This is a genomic window from Microbacterium sp. WCS2018Hpa-23 (assembly GCF_031843845.1).
GTDB lineage: Bacteria > Actinomycetota > Actinomycetes > Actinomycetales > Microbacteriaceae > Microbacterium.
In genome coordinates this window covers 137,191-154,388 of record NZ_JAVTIZ010000008.1, presented here as the reverse complement: position 1 = coordinate 154,388, position 17,198 = coordinate 137,191, and the positions used below count along the sequence as shown (strand labels likewise).

The following is a 17,198-nucleotide window of genomic DNA, read 5'->3' as shown; positions in this document are numbered from 1 at the left end:
GACCGACCTTCCGCACAAACAGCACGAGCGGGCCAGGACAACAAGTCGTGGCCCGCTCTGCGCTGCAGCAACACCACCAATCCGTGCGCACAGCGCCCGTTCCGCGATCAGCACAAGCGAGTCCCGCGGAGCGACCAGACCGACATAGGCCCCATCACGATAAGGCGGGCGGCTCGCCCTGCAGGACGCTAGTCGGTCACTTCAAGACCACCGCAGCAGTAGCTGCGAGAAACCTCAGATCCCAAGACGAGCAGAGCTGTCTACGGGGGAAGAGATGACGGAGAGTCAGGGCCGGCGACCAAGCCGCCTCATGTGCGCGAGGACGCTTTCGCACGGTGTGAAGCAGTCGCTGACCGCTCCCGACCACAACTGAACAGACTTCCGCAACCTCGGTTGCGATCACGCAGGAACCCCAGGACGGCACAGCCGTCTACGGGGGAACAGGTGACGGAGGAACAGGTCCTCTGCACCAGGAAATCAGACACCGATCACGGCACGGAGCCGTGGTCACATCCCTCGATCAAGGAGATCATCATGGCGAACCCCACCAACAACGGAAGCATCACCGGCCGCGTCGCACAGGACATCCAGTCCTTCACGAACCGTGATGGCAGCAAGAGCCTGCTCATCACCATCGCCGCACGCGACAACTTCCTCTCGGGCACCGGCGAGGACCGCAAGGCCGCGTCGCAGTTCATCGACCTGCGCGCCTTCGTGCCGAGCAACGTCGAGGGCAACGGCTCCTGGGATCGCGTCGGCAACGGCGACCTGATCTCCGTGAACTACAGCCTCTCGCGTCGTCCGTACACGGACAAGGATGGCGAGACCGTGTTCCCGCCCGTCACGGTCGAGGTCGACGGCTACCCCGTCTTCCTCGAGTCGAGCAAGGTCACCCAGGAGCGCGCCGCGCGCAAGGCTGTCGCCGCCGAGGCGCCGGCTCCGGAGTCGACCCTCAGCGAGACCGACGCTCAGGAGCTCGCGCGTCTGCGCGCGCAGCAGGAGCAGCTCGCCGCCGAGGCCACCACGCCCTTCGCAGGTGTGCCGGCCGCAGCCTGAGCGACCTCACAGGCCGACCGTGATGGTGTCCCCCGGCCGGGATGCCATCACGGTCAACCAACCGGATCCCCTCCGCGAGCAACCCCGAGACCCTGCAATCCACTGACTCGACCGACATAGGGCCGACGCGAAGCACCAGGAACTCGCTCAGATGAGCAACGCCGCACTACAGGCTGATCCAACTTCCCCACAGGAAGCGCACAACCCACAACTTCACACCGAGAACCCCACCCCATCAGCGGGTGGGGTTCTTCTTTTCTCCCGGCAGGTAGGAGACCCCTGGTGAAAGAGCAACACGGCAGAGCCGTGTCGGAAGAACACATGACAGAGAAGAGATCCCTGTCCACGTTCCGAGGCAGGAGTTCGCCATGCACATGACCACCTACCAGAGCTGGCAGACGCTGCTCGTCTTCCTCGTCATCGCGATCGCGATCGTCGCGCTCGTCATCCAGCTGGAGCGGCGACGCCGCTGGCGAGCCGAGCAGGTCGCCGCCGGCGAAACCGCTGACACCACCGGCGATGGACAGAAGCCCGTACGCCACCTCCACCTCGTTCCCAAGCCCGCTCCCCAGCCGATCTACGACTGGGAGAAGCAGGGGATCTGACGCCCTTACCAAGCGCCCCTGCCACCACCGACGACATCGCAAAGCCATCACCCGGAGAAGAAGACATGACCATCACGCTCGACCGCACTGAATCCCGTACCGCGTACGTCCGCCCGCTGCTCCCCCGCACCGGACAGTACGTCGTGTCGACGCTGACCCTCGGCGCCTACGTCGCCAACCAGATCGTTCGCGAACAGATGGACCACTCCGTCATGCAGACGGTCGAGTGGACCCTCGCCATGCACAACGTGGTGCCTGTGGCAGGCGGCTCGCTCCCGCGACCGCTCGCCGATATCGCCGGTGAGATCGACGACCTGATCGAAGACCGCGTCGGAGACGAGGACATCGAGCTCCACGACGCCCAGGACATCGTGACGAAGGCCCTCACCTCCGTCTACGGGCGCCAGGCGAAGATCAGCGGCTGGATGCCCGGACATCGCGTCGCCGAAGGTCGCACGGTGCTCGAGCTCAGTGGTGACACGTGCCCGAGCTGCGTCCAGAACCCGACGGGCTTCCGCGTCGGGGACTACACCAACACCGCTCGCTGCCTGAACAGCGAGGACTGCGGATGGACCAACGCCTAAGGCGGGTCCGCTGCAGCTGAGGGGTCGCGCAGAGCGCATCGTCGCGCGACCCCTCACAGACCACCACCGACATCACACCGCGACCAAGGAGAAGCCGTGACGGCATCCACCAGCATCCACATCGAGATCACCCACCCCACCCACGTGCCGGTTCGCCGCCACGTCACGATCCCGAGGTCTGACCAGCTCACGCAGGACTGGTTCGACAGCCAGACCGACCAGTCCGCATCGGTGCGACTGCTCATCCGCGACGAGATCCTCGAGCACGGCATGGGCGACCGCGTCACGCGAGAGAAGTTCGGATCCACCTCCGCTCAGCTCGCGGCTCGCTCAGGCGGCTCCGCCTTCACCGCACCTACCCCCGCCACGCCAACTTCGGCCGCATCCTCGACTGCACCCACTCCGTGGAGTGTCCCGCTGCTCGATCCGCGGGACGAGGAGATCGCCCGGCTGAAGGAACAGCTCGAGCAGAAAGGCGCAGAGCTCACGAGCCTCCGCAACCTCGTCGGCCCGTACATCGAGTTCGCATCGGAGCTCGAGCGCATCGGACTCACCAAGGACGGGCTCCTCATCTGAGCGCCTACCACCGCCGGCGGCCCACACTTCGGGCCGCCGGCAGTCCCCGCCATCAAGCACCCGTGCGGATCGATCCGCGCTACGTCTGACCCGCTGGGTCGAGAAGGAGACCCACCGTGTCCACCGCCGTCCTCGAATCCCCTGTTCGTCAGCTCGTCGTCGGCGACAAGGTGACGATCCTCCGCAACCTCGACAACCCCGCATGGTGCCAGCCGATATACGGCACACCCCGCGACGTTAACACCCAGTGGGTGCGTCAGGAAGGCTGGGCGGCCGAGATCGGCGTCGGCGAGGTCACCGACGTTCGCGATCGCACCCAGTACACCGTCGTCGACGGCGAGCTGGCCAAGATCGTCCGTCGTGAGATCCGCATCTCCCACCAGACCTGGTACGACGCCGAGACCCTCCAGCAGGTCGGACCTCGAGCGACGTACATCACCCCCATCAGCTTCGACCAGGAGACCCTGTGAGCTCGCAGACCACCACGACCAACATCAGCATTCGAGTGACCCAACGCACGAGCGAGGAGTCCGTGCGGAGGCGGGTGTCTATACCGCCCTCGGACTCCGTTGTTCTGGACTGGTGGGACACCCAGGTAGATCCCGGGCTGTCAGTGCGCCTTCTCATCCACGAGGAGGTTCAGGCTCACGGGCTGGTGGACCGTATGAACCGGATCGGAGCTTCTGCCGCTCCGCAGACAGCGCCCGCCGCGACGGCGGCTGCGGGCACCACCATCCCTGATCACGTCGCCGCCGCGATTGCGCAGATCCGTAGCCTCAACGACCACTGGGGTCCGCTGTTCGACGATCTCGTTCGCGAAGCGCGCGCCTGAGTTCCCGAGCGAACCGGCGAGCCGATGGGGCCAACTCTCCTGTCGGATCGCCGGTTTCGGCTACCGCCACGACCACAAGCACGGAGGTGCCATCATGCGTTACTCCCTGACCGACCTCTACAACGCCGACCTTCGGGTGAAGGACGCAACCGCGCGCCGGCTGGCCGCCGGCGGACTCATCCCGCACCCACTGATCAACGTCCAGTACGCCGACGCGATCAGCACCTGCACCCACGCGAAGCGGCACCGCCCTGGACAGTTCTGCCCGGGACGGGTGAGGTTGCCCGACGGCACGTTCGCGCCCCGGCGGCAGGAGATCACTGCGGACGATCCGCTCCCCTCTGGCGCAGACATCGAGCGCCGCGTCATGGACCGCGTCTACCGCCGCAGCAGCACTCCCACAGGCAGGTACGCGCAGAACCTCGGGGCTGTCCGCGTGCGCACCGTCCTTCAGAACCTTCGAACCCAGACCACAGAGGAGGTTGCTCGATGAGCGACACCAGCTACGCCCCCGTGACCGTCATCGGGGCCTCCGAGCCCTTCGTCACCCCCGTCGAGCTGTCTGCGGAGGCCGTGAACGCTGCGCGCCACACGCCCGAGGCGATTCAGGCATCGATCGATGAAGTCGACGCGATCCTCGTCGAGTCCCTGCACGCCGCCTGGCTCAGCGCACATGTGGCTCGCATGGAGTCCGGGAATCGCGCCATGCGCTCGATCCCGGCCTACCAGCGCGCGAACGCGGCCAAGCACCAGCTCGAGGCCGTCTGGATCACGCTCGGCCTCCCCGGGAAGATCCACGACGTACCGCAGCGCATCGCCAGCTGACACGTCGTGCACGAGCAGCGGGGTCCCGGGTGACGACACCTCGGGGCCCCGCTCGCCAACGATCGCCACTCGGCTGCGGATGCGGGACGATGGACACCACTCTCCCGCTTGCAACGGGATTCGGATATCCTGGTAAATGAGAAGAAACGAAGGTGCGCCATGCCTGCCGAGAAGATCTACTACGAGGACCAGACCAACTGGGACACCTCTGACTTCCGCGCGCTGTGGCGGTACTTCGATCACCTCTTCGGTTTCGTTGGCCCGACGGCACCGCTGCGTGAAGCTCTTGCTCAGTTCGACTCACTCTCCGAGCTGGATCAGCGACGCGTGACTCGCGCGGCCGCGCACCAGGATCGTCGCACCGGCAAGAAGGACGACGAGCTCTCTGCCCTCGACCTCGCGCGCATGAGCCCCGAGACCCGCTACCTGATGAAGCACATGCTCATCCACAAGCAGCTCTTCGACACCGCCCTCGAGCGGTTCCCCAACCTGCGCGGCCTCGCCGACGTCGGAGACCTCGGTCGCACCCTCGTCCTCGAGGAGAAGCCCAGTGGCTCCTTCCCGTACTACGCCTCCGTGGGCATCCAGCTCTGACCCACGCCCCCCTCAGAGAGAGCAGCGCACCATGAGCGATTCAGGCAACCGGAAGACGGCCGCCGAGCTGGACGACGCGCTGCGCCTACTCGATCACGAGCTCAACGGACTTCACCTCGAGCAGCCCATGCAGATCAGAGCGATCGGTGGCTACGCGCTCCTCAAGCACGGCGTGCGCAAGGGTGACATGGCCTACACCGTCGACATCGACACGGTCACCAAGGACTACAGTGCCGAGGTCATCGCGGCCATCGAAACAGTGGCCGAGCGACTGGGTCTCGACTCCGACTTCATCAACAACTACAACCTGATGGACGAGCCGGAGCACGTCGAGCAGATGCTCGACGCCGAGTGGCTCCCCCAGCCGATGGGTCTGCGCAACATCGCCGTGTCTATCGCCTCGATCGAGACGCTCACCCGAGCGAAGATCATCGCGGCCGACACCGCCTCCCTGTCGGGACGGGACCGCGACACCATCGACCTCCAGGCGCTGCTCGATCACCAGGGCATCACGACGATGCGACAGTTCAATGCGTCGTACCCCGACCCGTATGGCGAGTACCCCGAAGCGCAGGAGATCGTTGCTGCGCACTTCCCAGGAGGAGCGCGCTCCGTGCCCTCGCTTGCTGGCATGTTCCCCGAGCTCCAAGATGTCGAACTCGACCCGTATGGTCTTGGTGAAGACGTAGACGACTACGTAGACGACACCAGCTTCTACAGATAGGACTGAGCCATGGATCTGCAATCCATCCTGATGGTCGTGGTTCTGGCGATCGCCACGGTGACCGTTCTCACCTGGATCATCAACGTCTGGCGCCGTCGCAACAGGCGCATCGGAGACTCGCTCACTCCGGAAGAGATCGACCGGGTAATCGAACTTCGCGATCGTCGTTACCAGTCGATGCAGGACGACAAGGATCGCCTCGTGATTCGCGCCGTCGCGATCGTCCTTGTGATGGCCGGCGCTCTCGGTATCGCGTGGGTCAGCTCGCAGATCCCCGCACTCCTTGGAGGCGCCCCTCGATCGACCGATGTTGCCCAGGCCGCCATCTGGTGGGTCGGTGCCACCATCCTCGCCGGGTGCGTCATCGCCTTCCTCGTCCTCCTCCTTCGACCGCTCTACCTGCTAATACTGATCACGGGTGCTGACCAGAAGGTCACCGAAGAGATGCGCACTGCTGCATCCAAGCGGCGTCTCGCACAGGCACCTCGGTCTCGCGGTCGACGACTGCGTCGAGCACGCTGAGCCCCTCCCCTCCGAAAGAACTCCATGAACGACAGCTCATCCACCGCACTCACCGCGACGGTGCTGTTCGCTGCCATCCCCCTCACGATCGTCATCGTCTCGATGATCCAGGTCGCGATCATCCACCGCCGAACCGCTGTGCGCACGACGCCGCTCGAGCGCCCCGCCCTCGTCGCGATCGCGCAGGGGCGTGCCCGGTACGAGGCGCTCTACGCGGGATACCTCGGAGCGACGCGTCTGAAGTACGGAATCCTCATCGTCGCCATACTGCTCATCGCAGTCGGTCTTGCGCTCACATCTCTCGACGAGGAGGTCGGCGTCGCCGTCATCAGCGTGAGCTTCCCCCTGCTCGCCGTGCTCGGCCTCTACCCGGTGTGGCTGAAGCTCCGCCTCGAGTCCTACGCCGGACGCCTCACACCTGCTGAGCGCGAGATCTCTCGCCATTCGCTCTGAAAGCACCGAGCGCATAGAACCGCTTGCGCGGTTCGGGTGTCCGTGGCAGAGCCACGCACGGGGTGATCCGTGACGCAGTAGTTCAACCGTTCGGTCCCAGGTGCGGGTGGTGCAGCCCCCTGGAGAGACCCACGGCCCGCCGATCGTTTCCTGTCAACGACGATCCGCTGAGAAGAACCCCGGCCCCTAACCGGCGATGGAGTGCAAGGCTCCCACGCGTCCCTCTTCCCGTCGGCCTCTGATTCCTACACTCGTTGGCCGGCGGGAAGCACCACCACTCAGACCCCGCAGTCCTCACCGACTGCGGGGTTTCTTCGTACCACGATCACAGCTGAGGAGCACCATGAACATGTCCGAGATCACCATTCCGATCGTCCTCGAAACCGAGCTCGAGGAGCTGCTCAAGCTCGCCGAGGCCGCCCGTGACGAGCAGGGCAACGAGGACTCGATGGCTGCCCGACGCCGCTTCGACCGGAAGATCACCCCGGCGATCGTCATCGACCTGATCGCACAGTTGAAGCGCGCGGAAGAGGAGCGCCGTGAGAGCCGGTCGGTCGAGGCCGACTACGCCAGCATCCTCGCGCGCGGCAGCGAGCTGCTCACCGGCGTGGCGAACGCCCTGAAGGGGGAACCGCTCTCAGGTCGCACCTGGTCTCACCACGACCTTCCCGAGCTCGTCACGGCTCTCGTAGAGGCGTCACGTCAACGCTCCGTCGCCCTGCCCGAACTGTTCAGCCCGCACACATCGAAGCTGTCTCCGGCGTCCATGCTGCGAGAGATCCTCGCCGAGGATGGCCCTCTCACGCACCGGAAGGCTCTGATCCTGCTTCGCAGGCGCCTGAACCAGCTCGACGCGGTCGAAGAGATCCCGACTGAGATCCAGGGTGATCTTGAGTTCCTGCTCGCTCAGGCGATCGACCTCCCCCTCCCCGCCATCGGCCGCTGAAAGGAAGGAGCGCACCATGACGCGACTGAGCGCACACGAGATCGACGAGGAGCTCAGCAATCACGACCCCGAGGACATGTTCATCAATGGGTCCGTCGATCTACTCAGTGGACAGCTCGAGCACATCTACGAGTCTGAGCGCTGCGTCTTCTGCGACACCAACGTCTACGACGTCGGGCTGCCCGGAGTTCCGGCGCACTGCTCTCGCGAGCCGATCACCTACTCGACCGACACCGGAGGGGCGCACCCTGGAATGTCGACATGCGCCGCCTGCAACGGCGCCGGACATCGCGCCGATCAGATGTGCACGCACTGCTCGGGTCGTGGCGAGGTCCCAATCCGTGAGACCTGGGACGAAGACTGGTGACCCGCTTTCTCCCCCTGCCAGCTCCGCTGGTGCGCGGTGTCGATCGCCTCGCACAATCCGCGACCTGCCTCCTGCTCGGCCACGACTGGACCCTCTGGTCCAGCTCGACGGAGCTGCTCACGGTGTGCGATCGCTGCGAGGCGGAACGATCCACACCAGTCCCCTTCGAGGTCTGAGCGGCAACGTCCAGACCCGGACCCACATCGACGAACCCCCGCAGCCTTGCCGGCTGCGGGGGTTCTTTCGTTCGGTCTCAGCCGAGTCCCGGGCTGTCCCGCTTGACGCTGTCCCATTCGGAGGGCAGGTAGCGTGCGCCGCCTTCGGCGTGGATCTGCGCGCTACCGTCACGGCCCCGCTCCGGCCACATCCGCACTCCCCCGACCTCGAGGCTAGGGATCTGCCGCTTGATGCACTCGATGCTGCCGCGTACGAGAACGTGCGCTGCCTCTTCCGGAGCGCGTGCCGCGCCGACCACCGAATCCTCGTGCGCGACCAACATGGCCTCCCAGATCTGACCGACGCCCTCTGGGTCCAGCGTGTAGTGGATCAGCCCCTGCGGCGCCGCCTCCACCTGTATGACGATGGAACCGTCCACCATGTCTTCAGCCCCCTGAAAGCCAGCCATCTTCGATTCCCCTGCGTCGAGCGACCCCACGCCGCTTTCGGTCAGGATACTGGGCTGGCGATCGAACATGATGACGATTGCATCACGTACAGATCTGTGGGTGCCCGAGGACGAACGTGTATCCTGCTCCGACTCTTCACTCCGATACGGCTCGTCCGCCGGACAGAATGCATCTCGAATACCCCATCGAGTTGTCGCCTATCTGCACGCGCTGTATTGTCCGAGGCATGGCTAGACGAATTGTGCACCAGCTGGTTGACGACATCGACGGAACCGAGCTCGACGAAGGCGAAGGTGAGACCGTACATTTCTCGCTGAATGGCACGGCCTACGAGATCGACCTCACGTCAGAGCACGCCGATGAACTGCGTTCCGCACTGGCGCCGTATATCGAATCGGGCCGAAAGGTCACCTCGTCAGCAGCGCGGTCAACGAGTTCCCGCGGCACGTCCGTCCGCAAGCGCCCCGCCCGAAACCCTGAGGTGGCCGCTATTCGCGCATGGGCGAGAGACAACGGTCACGAACTCTCGGAGCGGGGCCGCATTCCGCAGCCGATCGTCGACGCTTACAACGACGCCCACTGATCGTACGAAAGGGGCGCTTCCCGAGGGAGGCGCCCCTTTTGCGTGGGTGAAAATTCCGACGGTCAGCTGCTCAGCACAGCGGAAGGGCTCTTCGGGTGGAGTTCGTTGGGCGTCGAAACGAACGGCTCGATGAGCCTGCGTACATCTTCATCGGCATGACTCAGCCGGCGCGACGTTGTCCAGCCGATGTGCTTCGCTCCTCGACGTCCCTCTTCGCCGTAGAAGTGGAGGACCCTATTGCTGCTTCGCACCCCCAACTCGGCGACGGAGATGGAGCGCACCTGGTCCATATCGACCGACTGGGTCACCCGGCGTCCGGTGATCGTGTTCCAGGAGAGATCCAGCACTGAACCGTTGATCCTGATGGTGGAGCGAGCGCGTTTCGCTTCGTTCGCGAACTCGACAAGGGCTGTGACGATTGTCGCGAGCACGAGGATTACGATTGCCGATCCAGCGCCAATCAGTGCGCCGAAGACGCCTCCCTGCAGGCCTCCGATCTGCACACCGATGTGGAATCCGACCAGCGAAAGGATCATGCCTCCGACCAGCATTAGTGGCGCCGCGAGTTGTCCAAGGGGCATCAGCTTTCCTCCGTGCTTTCTGTGACATCCGACTGTGTGTCGTCGGCGGGTTCGGGATCCGCGTCAACCGGTGTGGCGATAGCGAAGATGTTCTTCAGGAAGTGGCGGTCCTTCGTCATCGGGCCGCCGCACGTGGTCACGACGAGCTGTCGCTCCCCTTCGTTCGACCAGTACTCCTGCGGGAAGTCGGTGTGCTGCTCGACACGCATCTTCGTCAGCTGCCACTCCTGCACCTGACCCTCGGCATCCTTCGTGTAGATCAGCTCCCCACCCGTGAGCGTGTACAGGTATCGAAGCGAGCCCCATCCGCTGCCGGTGCTGACGTGAGCTGCCACGAGAGTCGTACCCGCGTCTCCGCCCACGAGCGGCGCACCGCCCGCGTAGTGCGCGGCACGTCGCGGGTTGCTCGGCACCTTGAGGGTGTCGAAGTCGGAGTATCTGCTCGAGACGAACGTCGAATCGGCCTGGACGGGCATGTACACGCCGAGAGCCGGGATGAACATCGTGTTCGGCTCCATATCCGCGACCGTCATCTGCGACCCGTCATCCATGGGGACAGGTGAGTCGCCGGCCGCACCGACCGGATCCTGCAGCGGCACCTCGAACTCGCTCTCCGGAATCGGAGCGCTGGAGTCGGCCGGTGTGAACGCCTGCCAGACGAGGATGCCCGCTCCGATGAGGAGCACCACGACGAGCATGCTGAGGGCGATGTTGACGATCCGACCCTTCTTCGTCGAACCCTTCGTAGAAGTGGACTTCCCCGGCCTCACGGGTTCGGTGGTGGATGCGGGCGGTGGTGTGAAGGAGTTCGTACCGGATCCCGGTGCCCAGGGCTGTGACGTGCTCATGATGCTGCCTTCGATTCGGTGCTGCGGTAAGTGTGTGTGAGGTGAGTCAGGCGAGCCGCAGCTCGCGCCATGCCCGATCCATCAGAGAGGTTGTGTCGGCGGCCGCGGTGGTCGTGATGAGACCCTCCCGCCGGAGATGCGCGACAGCCTGGCCGCCGGCGAGTGTGAGAGAGATGCCGACGATGGTGACGAAGTAGAAGTCGTCCTGGAGTGCGGAGCAGACTTCGCGGCCGTCGTAGTCGTGGAAGATGCGCACGAGCTCGCGAGAATGTTGTTCGGTCTCGTGCTTGAAGAACGGCTGCAGCGCAAGGTCGACCGTCTCGATCCGTGTCAGAGTGGCGCCCTCGTGCTTCTCGGCGAACTCGGCGACACGAACGAGGTCCTGGCTCCCCAGGTGCAGTCTCTGTGACGGTTTCACCTCTCCGAATGCCGTGGGCAGGATGCGCAGTTCCGATCCTTGCTCGGTCACGTGGATCATCAGCTGCCCCTCGACAGCAGTCCCGGATGCGATCACGGTGCTCACGCGGCCTCCTGCGATTCGACGCTGTCTTCAGGGCGATCAGGGCGGGCGAGGTGCTGCAGACGGGTCAGTGACCAGTTGGCGCCGTCTGCGAACCACTGGCGTACGCGGGTCTTCTTCGCCACATCGGGTTCGAACGGCTCCGTCACGATCTGCGCGACCAGGCGATCGATCTCGGCCGCGACCCGGACCTTCATGCCGCGCTCAGTCACCATCAGCGGGAGCATTTCGATCACGCGGTCCAGGAGAGCGGCCTCGGACGTCGGGAGTCCCTCGAGCTGACGGAACTCGCGGAGTGGGTCGATGAGCGCCAGCACTTCCGTGTCCAGGTCATCGACGAGACGCAGAGCTGCGCGGTCGACGAATCTCAGTGGCGATCCGTCGTCGAAGCGGACCAGAAGCTCTTCGCCGCCGCGGTCGGCCACCACTCGTCCGTACCAGCCGCGCTGATGACGGACGCGGTCGCCGGTCTTGAGTCGAGGCAGAGGGGTGGATGCGACCGCAGAATCGTCATCCGCGGGGGTGAGTTCGCGGAGCCAGTACACGCCCCACCGCTCACCGTTCTCGCGCAGGATGACGTCGTGCTGGATGTCGTCAGTGTTGTCGATCGTGAAGATCGAGCTCGCGCCGCCGTCTGGCATCCGAAGAGGCTCGGGCATGGTGAAGTCGCCAGGCCCCTTGGGTGACATGCCGATCAGCGCCTCATCGGTGAACCGAACGCGGGTCCCATCCGGCCATCTCTGGTGTTCGAGCTTGTTCATGTGGATGCCGTCCTGGTGCTCAGCGGGGTGAAGCGTGATGTCGAGACGAGTGGCTGTCGTACCCAAGCGCGGCCGCCGCTGGAATCGAATCTCAGCGGCGGCCGCGCGTGATGGTCAGGCTGCGGTGGCGAGCTTCTTCTTGCCCGTCGCCGACGCCTTGGCGTCCTCGATCATCTGAGCGGCGATGAGCAGACCTTCGCGGTTCAGGTGACGCGAGTAGCGCACGTCCAGGAACAGCACCGGCGTGCCCTCCGGCGCGACTGCCAGGAGCTTCGCCTCCAGCGAGGCGCGGACGGAGCCGCTGCCGCCACCGAAGACGTAGACGACCTCGGTGGAGCGGCCGACCTCGGCGAGCACCTTGCGGAACTCCTCGGCGACCTGCTCGCTGAACAGCTCGGCCTGCTCGGCGACGATCGCGGAGACCTTGGCGTGCTCGGCGCGCTTGAGCGGCCCCGGGGTCGACAGCAAGTAGTCCGCGAGTGCCTTGCGCGAGTTGAAGGGGAGCTTCGCGCGCTTGAGCGGGATGAGGGAGTTGTTCAGGACCGTGCCGTAGCCCTTGTCGAAGGTCCGCGACGCGTCGCCGTTGAACTTCGCACCGGTGTAGACGGGGAAGTTCACCGTGCCCTCGCCGATGTCGATGCCGACGGTGTTGGTGGCGTCGTTGATGTCCTTGCCCGAGATCCCCGCGAGGGCTTCTGCCTGGGCAGGACTCTTCTGGCGGACGTCGGCGAGCATGGCATCGGCCAGCTCCACACCCAGCTGACGGATCGCGAACTGCGCCGAAGCGCCCTCGGCCGCGACCTCGACGTGGCTGAACTCGATGCGGACGCTCACCGGCGTCTCGAAGTTGTTCACGGTGACGAGGTGGGCGGAGCGCTTGAACTCATCGGCGAAGGTCTGGCGGTGCTCGCGGAACTCGTCGATCGGCAGAGCGAGAGCGACACGAGCCTCCACCTCGAGCTGCGACGTGGGAAGAACGCCGTGCTCGGCCACGTAGTCGCGGACGGCCTTGCCAGCGAACAGTCCCAGCACGAGAACCTTGCTCAGCGTCTGCTCGGCCTTGCTGATGCCCGACGACACCAGGAACTCTTCGAAGCGCGAGGTCTGCGCATTCAGCGCACGCGTGCCGAAGATGTGGCGGTGGGTCACGTGCACGAGCGGCGACGTGAACGTCATGTCCAGCTCGTTGAAGAAGTCACCACCGGCGACCTCCACTGCAGCAGTATCCGGCGTTGCCAGATCGACCGCGCTGGTGACGAGTGCGACACCCGAGGGGATATCGAACTTGTCGAGCTTGTTCGTGCCACCACGGAGTGCGGCCTTCGTGTAACCGTTGCCGACGTCGAGTCCGCCGGTGATCTTGATCTTGCTCATGTGGGTGATTCTCCTGATCTAGGGATGTCGTGAGGTCGGCGAGGGAGGGCTAAGCGCCCAGGCCCATCAGCGATGCGATCGGATCCGGCTCGTTCACCGAATACGGGGACTCGTCATCGCGCGGCACAGAGCGCCCCGAGCGAGCAGGTCCGACGAGGATCGTCCGCTCGGACGCCGCGTCCGGCGTGACTACTGCATCAGCGGCGGCGACGGCGGGCTCAGCCTGTGCTGAGGGGGCACTCGCTCCTGCGTCCTGAACGTCGTCGTTGGAGGGGCGTCCGCGACGAGGCAGCTGCGTCGCCTTGCCGAAGGCAACGTCCGTGTACCCATTGCGCTCAACCTCGGCGCGGATGAGCATTCGAATCGAGAGGCCGGGGTCATGCTGCTTCTCCCACCAGTCGAGCGTGGTCGTGTCGACCTTCGGGATCGTCACGCGCCTGCGCACGCTCGTCTCTTCCTTCTCTTCGCGAGTCTCGGCCATGTGGCTCCGCTCCGTTTCGGTTCGTTAGTCGTTGAAAAACACGTTTCTGCGCATAAACCAGCATAATCGACGTTTCGGACGTTTGCAAGAATAGTGACCGCTACGTGACCGCGATTGGGCCACGTAGCGGTCACACCAAGGCCCAATCGCGGTCTGAGCGCGCCAGAACCCACTCGTACAGCGGGATCCACGGCCTCGGGGTGGCCGCGAATTGGTCACCCCGCGGACACGGTCTTGCTGTCCGAGTCGTGTGGCAGACTCCAAGGACCAACGAAGGGCAGATATGGGTACCAGCGCATTCATCGGACTCACGCATGGCGGACAGACGATCACCGCATCCAGAACGCAAGACGGCTATCCAACCGCTCTCGGCGTCAGCACCATGACGATGGTCCGAGACGAGCGCGACAACCTCGCCGCGCTCGGGGATGCCCTGATGGCCCTCCCTCGTCTCCCGTGGATATGGCTCGATGCGAGTTCAACGGATGCGGACGTAGAAGCGGCAGCTCGCTTCGATGACGTCGAGCTGGGTGCCAAGGGAGACCTGCGTCACTTCGTCCGCGAGGGAGCCTTCCCGCTGTACAGCGATCGGTCCCCCGACGCGCTGTCACAGGCAGACCTGAGCGACAGCTACGGCAACTTCGAGTACGGCTACCTGATCGACCTCGACGAAGCTGCTCTACGTATCTACGGCGCCTCGCTCGCAGATGACATCGGCCTACGCAAGACCACGATCCCCTTCGACGAACTCCGCAGACTCGCTGACGACGACATTGAAGCCCTCTGCAAGGTCCTCGAATGGCGTTTGAACGACCCTGAAGACCCTGAGTTTGCGGCGGCCGGCAGACGATCCATCGCGCGAGCAATCCGAATGTGGAGAAATCAGCAGAGCCGCTGAACCACTGATCTGCCTGAGGGCGGGACCCGGCCTAACGGCTGGCCCCGCCCTTTCCCTTGCATGGCGGCAGGGCCGCCCCGGGAGTCTGGGGACAACCCCTGCGCTGAGAGAGAGCATCGAGGAGACATGATGACCACCACCGCACCCGCTGCCCCCGCCCCGACTCACACCGGCACCGTCAAGACGCTTCCGGATGCGATCGATCCCGTCGGGTGCCTCTGCCCGCAATGCGGGACCGGACGTCACGTCCCTCTCGATGAGACCGACAGCACCGAACGCCTCGCGATGACGCTCGGACACGTCCGAGACAACACCGGACTCAGCTTCGCCCAGCTCTACGCGTGGGAGCAGGCGAACTGCCCCGACGAGAACGACATCTGACCCGCATGACTGACCCGAAGGAGACCATCGTGTCCGACCACCCGTACGCCTCGCTGCCCTCGCCGAAGCCGGCGGCCGCACCCATCAGGCAGTTCAGCGATCAGCACCGCTTCCTCTCCAACTTCTGGGGCGTTCCCGACGGCATCCAGTTCGACGGCCACCGCGTGAAGACGGTCGAGGCCGCCTTCCAGCTCGCGAAGACCTTCGACCCCGCAGAGCGCGCCGCCATTCTCGCTGCGAAGCGACCCGGCGAAGCGAAGATCATCGGGCGCACCGTGACGCTGCGCCCTGACTGGGAGCAGGTGAAGATCGGGGTGATGACCCTCCTGCAGGCGCAGAAGTACCGCGACCCGCTGCTGCGGGACTCTCTGCTCGCCACCGGTGACGCCGAGCTCATCGAGGGCAACCACTGGGGAGACCGATTCTGGGGAGTCGATTCCCGAACGGGCGAGGGCGAGAACTGGCTCGGCCGGATCCTCATGATCCAGCGAAGCGTGCTGCGACTGGCAGTCTGAGCTACCGATCGAGGCTGGCGTCGGCGATGGCCATCTGCTCTGAGAGCTTGATGGCCTCCGCCGCCCACTTCTTCTCCCACTTCCCCGTCACGGCGAACTCCGACGCCCGCTCGACGAGCATCTTCAGGTGATCCCAACGCGCCTCACGTGCGGCTGACGACGCTGTCGTGTTGTCGTCGATCTCGCCCAGCTCGGCGTGCCACTCATAGAGCACCGAGTACCCGCTCGTGTTCTCGATATCGAGCGAGAGGTACTTCGCGAACTCGCGGTTGTGGATGAGCAGAGCCGTGTCGGCCGCCTCGAGCACGAGCGGGTAGGAGATGGCCCGGCCCTCTCTGTTCGCCTCAACATGATCGACTCGCAGCTTCCGCAGCCGTTCGACGACACCCTCCACCACCGCCGTCTGCTCGGCCCTCCGGTTGTACCGGCGCTGCAGAAGGCTGATCCAGTAGTCGAGCACCGGCTTCAGGAGCGTGATCGCCCCTGTCACGACGGCACCGATGACCGTGCCGGTGAGCAGTGCGGGCAGGAGCTGTTCCATGCCATCACCGTAGCGGCAGCAGCAGGAGGCGGCAGATGCCGCCTCGGGAGATCCCCGACAGGAAGACCATCACGACACCAGGAGACCTCATGGCGCCGACCCTCATCGAAGAACCCACGACCACGCTCGAGGAGACCACGACGGTCCTCGACCAGAACCAGATCGAGCCCGGAGATCACGAGCGCTTCTCGCACTACGTGAAGAAGGACAAGATCCTCGAGTCCGCGATCACCGGCAAGCCCGTGAAGGCGCTCTGCGGCAAGAAGTGGACCCCGGGGCGCGACCCCGAAAAGTTCCCCATCTGCCCCGACTGCAAGGGCATCTACGAGGGAATGCTGAACTGATCTCGTCGCAACGGACAGGAGGTCTCAGCGTGACGCACATCGACGCACGAACGTACCTCGACGAAGCGATCAGAGATGCCAAGCAACTGCCCGAGGATCTCGCATGGAGCACCGACGAGGTCCTGGAGACGCTGCAGGAGCTTCGCAGTCTGCTCGGCGCGCCAGGCACCGAGGCAGAGGCGTCGCTCGGATGCCGAGACTGCAGCGAACCAGTCGACGATTGTCGCTGTGAACGCACCTGCGCTCTCTGCGGTAGAACCGACATCGTGGCGAAGGACATGCCCTTCGACGACAACGGAACCGCATGGGTCGCCGGCGACGGATCCGTGATCTGCACGCGATGCGACCCCATCAAGGGGCGCTCTCGTGAGCTGCCGATCAGACCGGCCAGGCGCCAGGATCTGACCCCCTGCGGCAACATCGTCTGCACTGGATGCCGCGTGTGCGGATGTCCGTCCCTCGGAATCGAGCCGCAGGTCGAACCATCCGACAGGGCGTCGGATGCAGCGCAGATCGCCTTCCACGAGCACACCTTCGGGCCTGACCCGGACTTCCTGACGCCTCGCCGACTCGAAGCCGGTCGGGCCGCGTGGAAGGTCGCTCTACGGGCCGCTGCTGCCGCCAGCGAGCCGGAGGAGGCGGCTAACCAGGAGTGACAAGA

28 protein-coding genes are annotated in these 17,198 nt (G+C 64.9%); 20 read left to right on the top strand and 8 right to left on the bottom strand.

The genetic code is table 11. The features are described 5' to 3' along the window. The first annotated feature begins 534 nt into the window (after positions 1-534). The 14 genes from RQG77_RS14825 to RQG77_RS14760 all read left to right on the top strand — a co-directional run bounded on the left by RQG77_RS14825 (position 535) and on the right by RQG77_RS14760 (position 8,084). Positions 535-1,056: a hypothetical protein gene (locus RQG77_RS14825; RefSeq protein ID WP_311245406.1), complete on the top strand. Its 522-nt coding sequence runs from the start codon at positions 535-537 to the stop codon at positions 1,054-1,056. 368 nt (positions 1,057-1,424) lie between these two features. After that, positions 1,425-1,661, top strand: coding sequence for a hypothetical protein (locus RQG77_RS14820; protein WP_311245405.1), 237 nt, complete (start codon positions 1,425-1,427; stop codon positions 1,659-1,661). Positions 1,662-1,726: 65 nt separating this feature from the next. Beyond that, the gene (locus RQG77_RS14815; protein ID WP_311245404.1) at positions 1,727-2,245 is read left to right on the top strand and encodes a hypothetical protein; all 519 of its coding nucleotides are present in this window, start codon (positions 1,727-1,729) and stop codon (positions 2,243-2,245) included. 96 nt (positions 2,246-2,341) lie between these two features. Then, positions 2,342-2,821 (top strand): hypothetical protein, encoded by a 480-nt coding sequence (locus tag RQG77_RS14810; RefSeq protein ID WP_311245403.1) that lies wholly within the window; start codon positions 2,342-2,344, stop codon positions 2,819-2,821. Between the two features lie 116 nt (positions 2,822-2,937). Further along, entirely contained in the window at positions 2,938-3,291 is a 354-nt protein-coding gene (locus RQG77_RS14805; RefSeq protein ID WP_311245402.1) for a hypothetical protein, read from the top strand. After that, entirely contained in the window at positions 3,288-3,653 is a 366-nt protein-coding gene (locus RQG77_RS14800) for a hypothetical protein (protein WP_311245401.1), read from the top strand. Before RQG77_RS14805 ends, RQG77_RS14800 begins: the two co-directional genes overlap by 4 nt. Before the next feature lie 94 nt (positions 3,654-3,747). Then, a complete protein-coding gene (locus RQG77_RS14795) occupies positions 3,748-4,146 on the top strand; it encodes a hypothetical protein (protein ID WP_311245400.1) in 399 nt (132 codons plus the stop codon). Next, positions 4,143-4,478, top strand: coding sequence for a hypothetical protein (locus RQG77_RS14790; RefSeq protein WP_311245399.1), 336 nt, complete (start codon positions 4,143-4,145; stop codon positions 4,476-4,478). The genes RQG77_RS14795 and RQG77_RS14790 overlap by 4 nt, the downstream gene beginning before the upstream one ends. Before the next feature lie 159 nt (positions 4,479-4,637). Then, positions 4,638-5,072, top strand: a complete 435-nt coding sequence (locus RQG77_RS14785) for a hypothetical protein (RefSeq protein ID WP_311245398.1) — start codon at positions 4,638-4,640, stop codon at positions 5,070-5,072. Between the two features lie 31 nt (positions 5,073-5,103). Then, complete coding sequence (locus tag RQG77_RS14780) at positions 5,104-5,796, top strand: hypothetical protein (protein WP_311245397.1); 693 nt, start codon at positions 5,104-5,106, stop codon at positions 5,794-5,796. 9 nt (positions 5,797-5,805) lie between these two features. Continuing rightward, positions 5,806-6,318: a hypothetical protein gene (locus RQG77_RS14775; protein WP_311245396.1), complete on the top strand. Its 513-nt coding sequence runs from the start codon at positions 5,806-5,808 to the stop codon at positions 6,316-6,318. Positions 6,319-6,342: 24 nt separating this feature from the next. After that, positions 6,343-6,771: a hypothetical protein gene (locus tag RQG77_RS14770; RefSeq protein ID WP_311245395.1), complete on the top strand. Its 429-nt coding sequence runs from the start codon at positions 6,343-6,345 to the stop codon at positions 6,769-6,771. A 343-nt stretch (positions 6,772-7,114) separates the two neighbouring features. After that, a complete protein-coding gene (locus RQG77_RS14765; RefSeq protein ID WP_311245394.1) occupies positions 7,115-7,717 on the top strand; it encodes a hypothetical protein in 603 nt (200 codons plus the stop codon). Between the two features lie 16 nt (positions 7,718-7,733). Continuing rightward, positions 7,734-8,084 carry a hypothetical protein gene (locus RQG77_RS14760; protein ID WP_311245393.1) on the top strand — a complete coding sequence of 117 codons (351 nt, stop codon included), beginning with the start codon at positions 7,734-7,736 and terminating at the stop codon, positions 8,082-8,084. Positions 8,085-8,337: 253 nt separating this feature from the next. Here the strand turns inward: RQG77_RS14760 and RQG77_RS14755 are convergent, their stop codons facing one another. After that, positions 8,338-8,778 (bottom strand): hypothetical protein, encoded by a 441-nt coding sequence (locus tag RQG77_RS14755; RefSeq protein ID WP_311245392.1) that lies wholly within the window; start codon positions 8,776-8,778, stop codon positions 8,338-8,340. A 98-nt stretch (positions 8,779-8,876) separates the two neighbouring features. Between RQG77_RS14755 and RQG77_RS14750 the strand changes: the two genes are divergently transcribed. Continuing rightward, entirely contained in the window at positions 8,877-9,293 is a 417-nt protein-coding gene (locus tag RQG77_RS14750) for an Lsr2 family protein (RefSeq protein WP_311245391.1), read from the top strand. Positions 9,294-9,355: 62 nt separating this feature from the next. On the opposite strand, the gene RQG77_RS14745 is transcribed toward RQG77_RS14750, so the two are convergent. Genes RQG77_RS14745 through RQG77_RS14720 form a run of 6 tightly spaced genes read right to left on the bottom strand, consistent with a single transcriptional unit; the run spans position 9,356 to position 13,858 of the window. Continuing rightward, positions 9,356-9,874, bottom strand: a complete 519-nt coding sequence (locus tag RQG77_RS14745) for a hypothetical protein (RefSeq protein WP_311245390.1) — start codon at positions 9,872-9,874, stop codon at positions 9,356-9,358. Then, entirely contained in the window at positions 9,874-10,722 is an 849-nt protein-coding gene (locus RQG77_RS14740) for a class F sortase (RefSeq protein WP_311245389.1), read from the bottom strand. Before RQG77_RS14740 ends, RQG77_RS14745 begins: the two co-directional genes overlap by 1 nt. Positions 10,723-10,768: 46 nt before the next feature. Next, complete coding sequence (locus tag RQG77_RS14735) at positions 10,769-11,245, bottom strand: hypothetical protein (RefSeq protein ID WP_311245388.1); 477 nt, start codon at positions 11,243-11,245, stop codon at positions 10,769-10,771. Next, complete coding sequence (locus tag RQG77_RS14730) at positions 11,242-12,069, bottom strand: hypothetical protein (RefSeq protein WP_311245387.1); 828 nt, start codon at positions 12,067-12,069, stop codon at positions 11,242-11,244. Before RQG77_RS14730 ends, RQG77_RS14735 begins: the two co-directional genes overlap by 4 nt. 48 nt (positions 12,070-12,117) lie before the next feature. After that, complete coding sequence (locus tag RQG77_RS14725) at positions 12,118-13,377, bottom strand: ParM/StbA family protein (RefSeq protein WP_311245386.1); 1,260 nt, start codon at positions 13,375-13,377, stop codon at positions 12,118-12,120. Between the two features lie 49 nt (positions 13,378-13,426). Then, entirely contained in the window at positions 13,427-13,858 is a 432-nt protein-coding gene (locus tag RQG77_RS14720; protein WP_311245385.1) for a hypothetical protein, read from the bottom strand. 283 nt (positions 13,859-14,141) lie between these two features. Here RQG77_RS14720 and RQG77_RS14715 point away from each other — a divergent pair, with 283 nt between their 5' ends. The 3 genes from RQG77_RS14715 (at position 14,142) to RQG77_RS14705 (ending at position 15,652) form a co-directional block, all read left to right on the top strand. After that, positions 14,142-14,756: a hypothetical protein gene (locus tag RQG77_RS14715; RefSeq protein ID WP_311245384.1), complete on the top strand. Its 615-nt coding sequence runs from the start codon at positions 14,142-14,144 to the stop codon at positions 14,754-14,756. 129 nt (positions 14,757-14,885) lie between these two features. Further along, entirely contained in the window at positions 14,886-15,137 is a 252-nt protein-coding gene (locus tag RQG77_RS14710) for a hypothetical protein (protein ID WP_311245383.1), read from the top strand. A 5-nt stretch (positions 15,138-15,142) separates the two neighbouring features. Beyond that, entirely contained in the window at positions 15,143-15,652 is a 510-nt protein-coding gene (locus RQG77_RS14705) for an NADAR family protein (protein ID WP_311245382.1), read from the top strand. Between the two features lies 1 nt (position 15,653). Here RQG77_RS14705 and RQG77_RS14700 read toward each other — a convergent pair whose 3' ends face one another. Further along, on the bottom strand, positions 15,654-16,193 hold the full coding sequence (locus tag RQG77_RS14700) for a hypothetical protein (RefSeq protein ID WP_311245381.1): 540 nt from the start codon (positions 16,191-16,193) through the stop codon (positions 15,654-15,656). Between the two features lie 35 nt (positions 16,194-16,228). Here RQG77_RS14700 and RQG77_RS14695 point away from each other — a divergent pair, with 35 nt between their 5' ends. Beyond that, a complete protein-coding gene (locus RQG77_RS14695; RefSeq protein ID WP_396653418.1) occupies positions 16,229-16,537 on the top strand; it encodes a DUF3039 domain-containing protein in 309 nt (102 codons plus the stop codon). A gap of 29 nt (positions 16,538-16,566) precedes the next feature. After that, positions 16,567-17,193, top strand: a complete 627-nt coding sequence (locus tag RQG77_RS14690) for a hypothetical protein (protein ID WP_311245380.1) — start codon at positions 16,567-16,569, stop codon at positions 17,191-17,193. Positions 17,194-17,198: the final 5 nt, after the last annotated feature.

Excerpts from the sequence above, each read along its gene's own strand:
- RQG77_RS14825 (WP_311245406.1), top strand. The coding sequence starts at position 535 with ATGGCGAACCCCACCAACAACGGAAGCATCACCGGCCGCGTCGCACAG.
- RQG77_RS14820 (WP_311245405.1), top strand. The coding sequence starts at position 1,425 with ATGCACATGACCACCTACCAGAGCTGGCAGACGCTGCTCGTCTTCCTC.
- RQG77_RS14815 (WP_311245404.1), top strand. The coding sequence starts at position 1,727 with ATGACCATCACGCTCGACCGCACTGAATCCCGTACCGCGTACGTCCGC.
- RQG77_RS14795 (WP_311245400.1), top strand. The coding sequence starts at position 3,748 with ATGCGTTACTCCCTGACCGACCTCTACAACGCCGACCTTCGGGTGAAG.
- RQG77_RS14790 (WP_311245399.1), top strand. The coding sequence starts at position 4,143 with ATGAGCGACACCAGCTACGCCCCCGTGACCGTCATCGGGGCCTCCGAG.
- RQG77_RS14785 (WP_311245398.1), top strand. The coding sequence starts at position 4,638 with ATGCCTGCCGAGAAGATCTACTACGAGGACCAGACCAACTGGGACACC.
- RQG77_RS14780 (WP_311245397.1), top strand. The coding sequence starts at position 5,104 with ATGAGCGATTCAGGCAACCGGAAGACGGCCGCCGAGCTGGACGACGCG.
- RQG77_RS14775 (WP_311245396.1), top strand. The coding sequence starts at position 5,806 with ATGGATCTGCAATCCATCCTGATGGTCGTGGTTCTGGCGATCGCCACG.
- RQG77_RS14770 (WP_311245395.1), top strand. The coding sequence starts at position 6,343 with ATGAACGACAGCTCATCCACCGCACTCACCGCGACGGTGCTGTTCGCT.
- RQG77_RS14765 (WP_311245394.1), top strand. The coding sequence starts at position 7,115 with ATGAACATGTCCGAGATCACCATTCCGATCGTCCTCGAAACCGAGCTC.
- RQG77_RS14760 (WP_311245393.1), top strand. The coding sequence starts at position 7,734 with ATGACGCGACTGAGCGCACACGAGATCGACGAGGAGCTCAGCAATCAC.
- RQG77_RS14755 (WP_311245392.1), bottom strand. The coding sequence starts at position 8,778 with ATGTTCGATCGCCAGCCCAGTATCCTGACCGAAAGCGGCGTGGGGTCG.
- RQG77_RS14750 (WP_311245391.1), top strand. The coding sequence starts at position 8,877 with ATGCATCTCGAATACCCCATCGAGTTGTCGCCTATCTGCACGCGCTGT.
- RQG77_RS14745 (WP_311245390.1), bottom strand. The coding sequence starts at position 9,874 with ATGCCCCTTGGACAACTCGCGGCGCCACTAATGCTGGTCGGAGGCATG.
- RQG77_RS14740 (WP_311245389.1), bottom strand. The coding sequence starts at position 10,722 with ATGAGCACGTCACAGCCCTGGGCACCGGGATCCGGTACGAACTCCTTC.
- RQG77_RS14725 (WP_311245386.1), bottom strand. The coding sequence starts at position 13,377 with ATGAGCAAGATCAAGATCACCGGCGGACTCGACGTCGGCAACGGTTAC.
- RQG77_RS14720 (WP_311245385.1), bottom strand. The coding sequence starts at position 13,858 with ATGGCCGAGACTCGCGAAGAGAAGGAAGAGACGAGCGTGCGCAGGCGC.
- RQG77_RS14715 (WP_311245384.1), top strand. The coding sequence starts at position 14,142 with ATGGGTACCAGCGCATTCATCGGACTCACGCATGGCGGACAGACGATC.
- RQG77_RS14710 (WP_311245383.1), top strand. The coding sequence starts at position 14,886 with ATGACCACCACCGCACCCGCTGCCCCCGCCCCGACTCACACCGGCACC.
- RQG77_RS14705 (WP_311245382.1), top strand. The coding sequence starts at position 15,143 with ATGACTGACCCGAAGGAGACCATCGTGTCCGACCACCCGTACGCCTCG.
- RQG77_RS14700 (WP_311245381.1), bottom strand. The coding sequence starts at position 16,193 with ATGGAACAGCTCCTGCCCGCACTGCTCACCGGCACGGTCATCGGTGCC.
- RQG77_RS14695 (WP_396653418.1), top strand. The coding sequence starts at position 16,229 with ATGCCGCCTCGGGAGATCCCCGACAGGAAGACCATCACGACACCAGGA.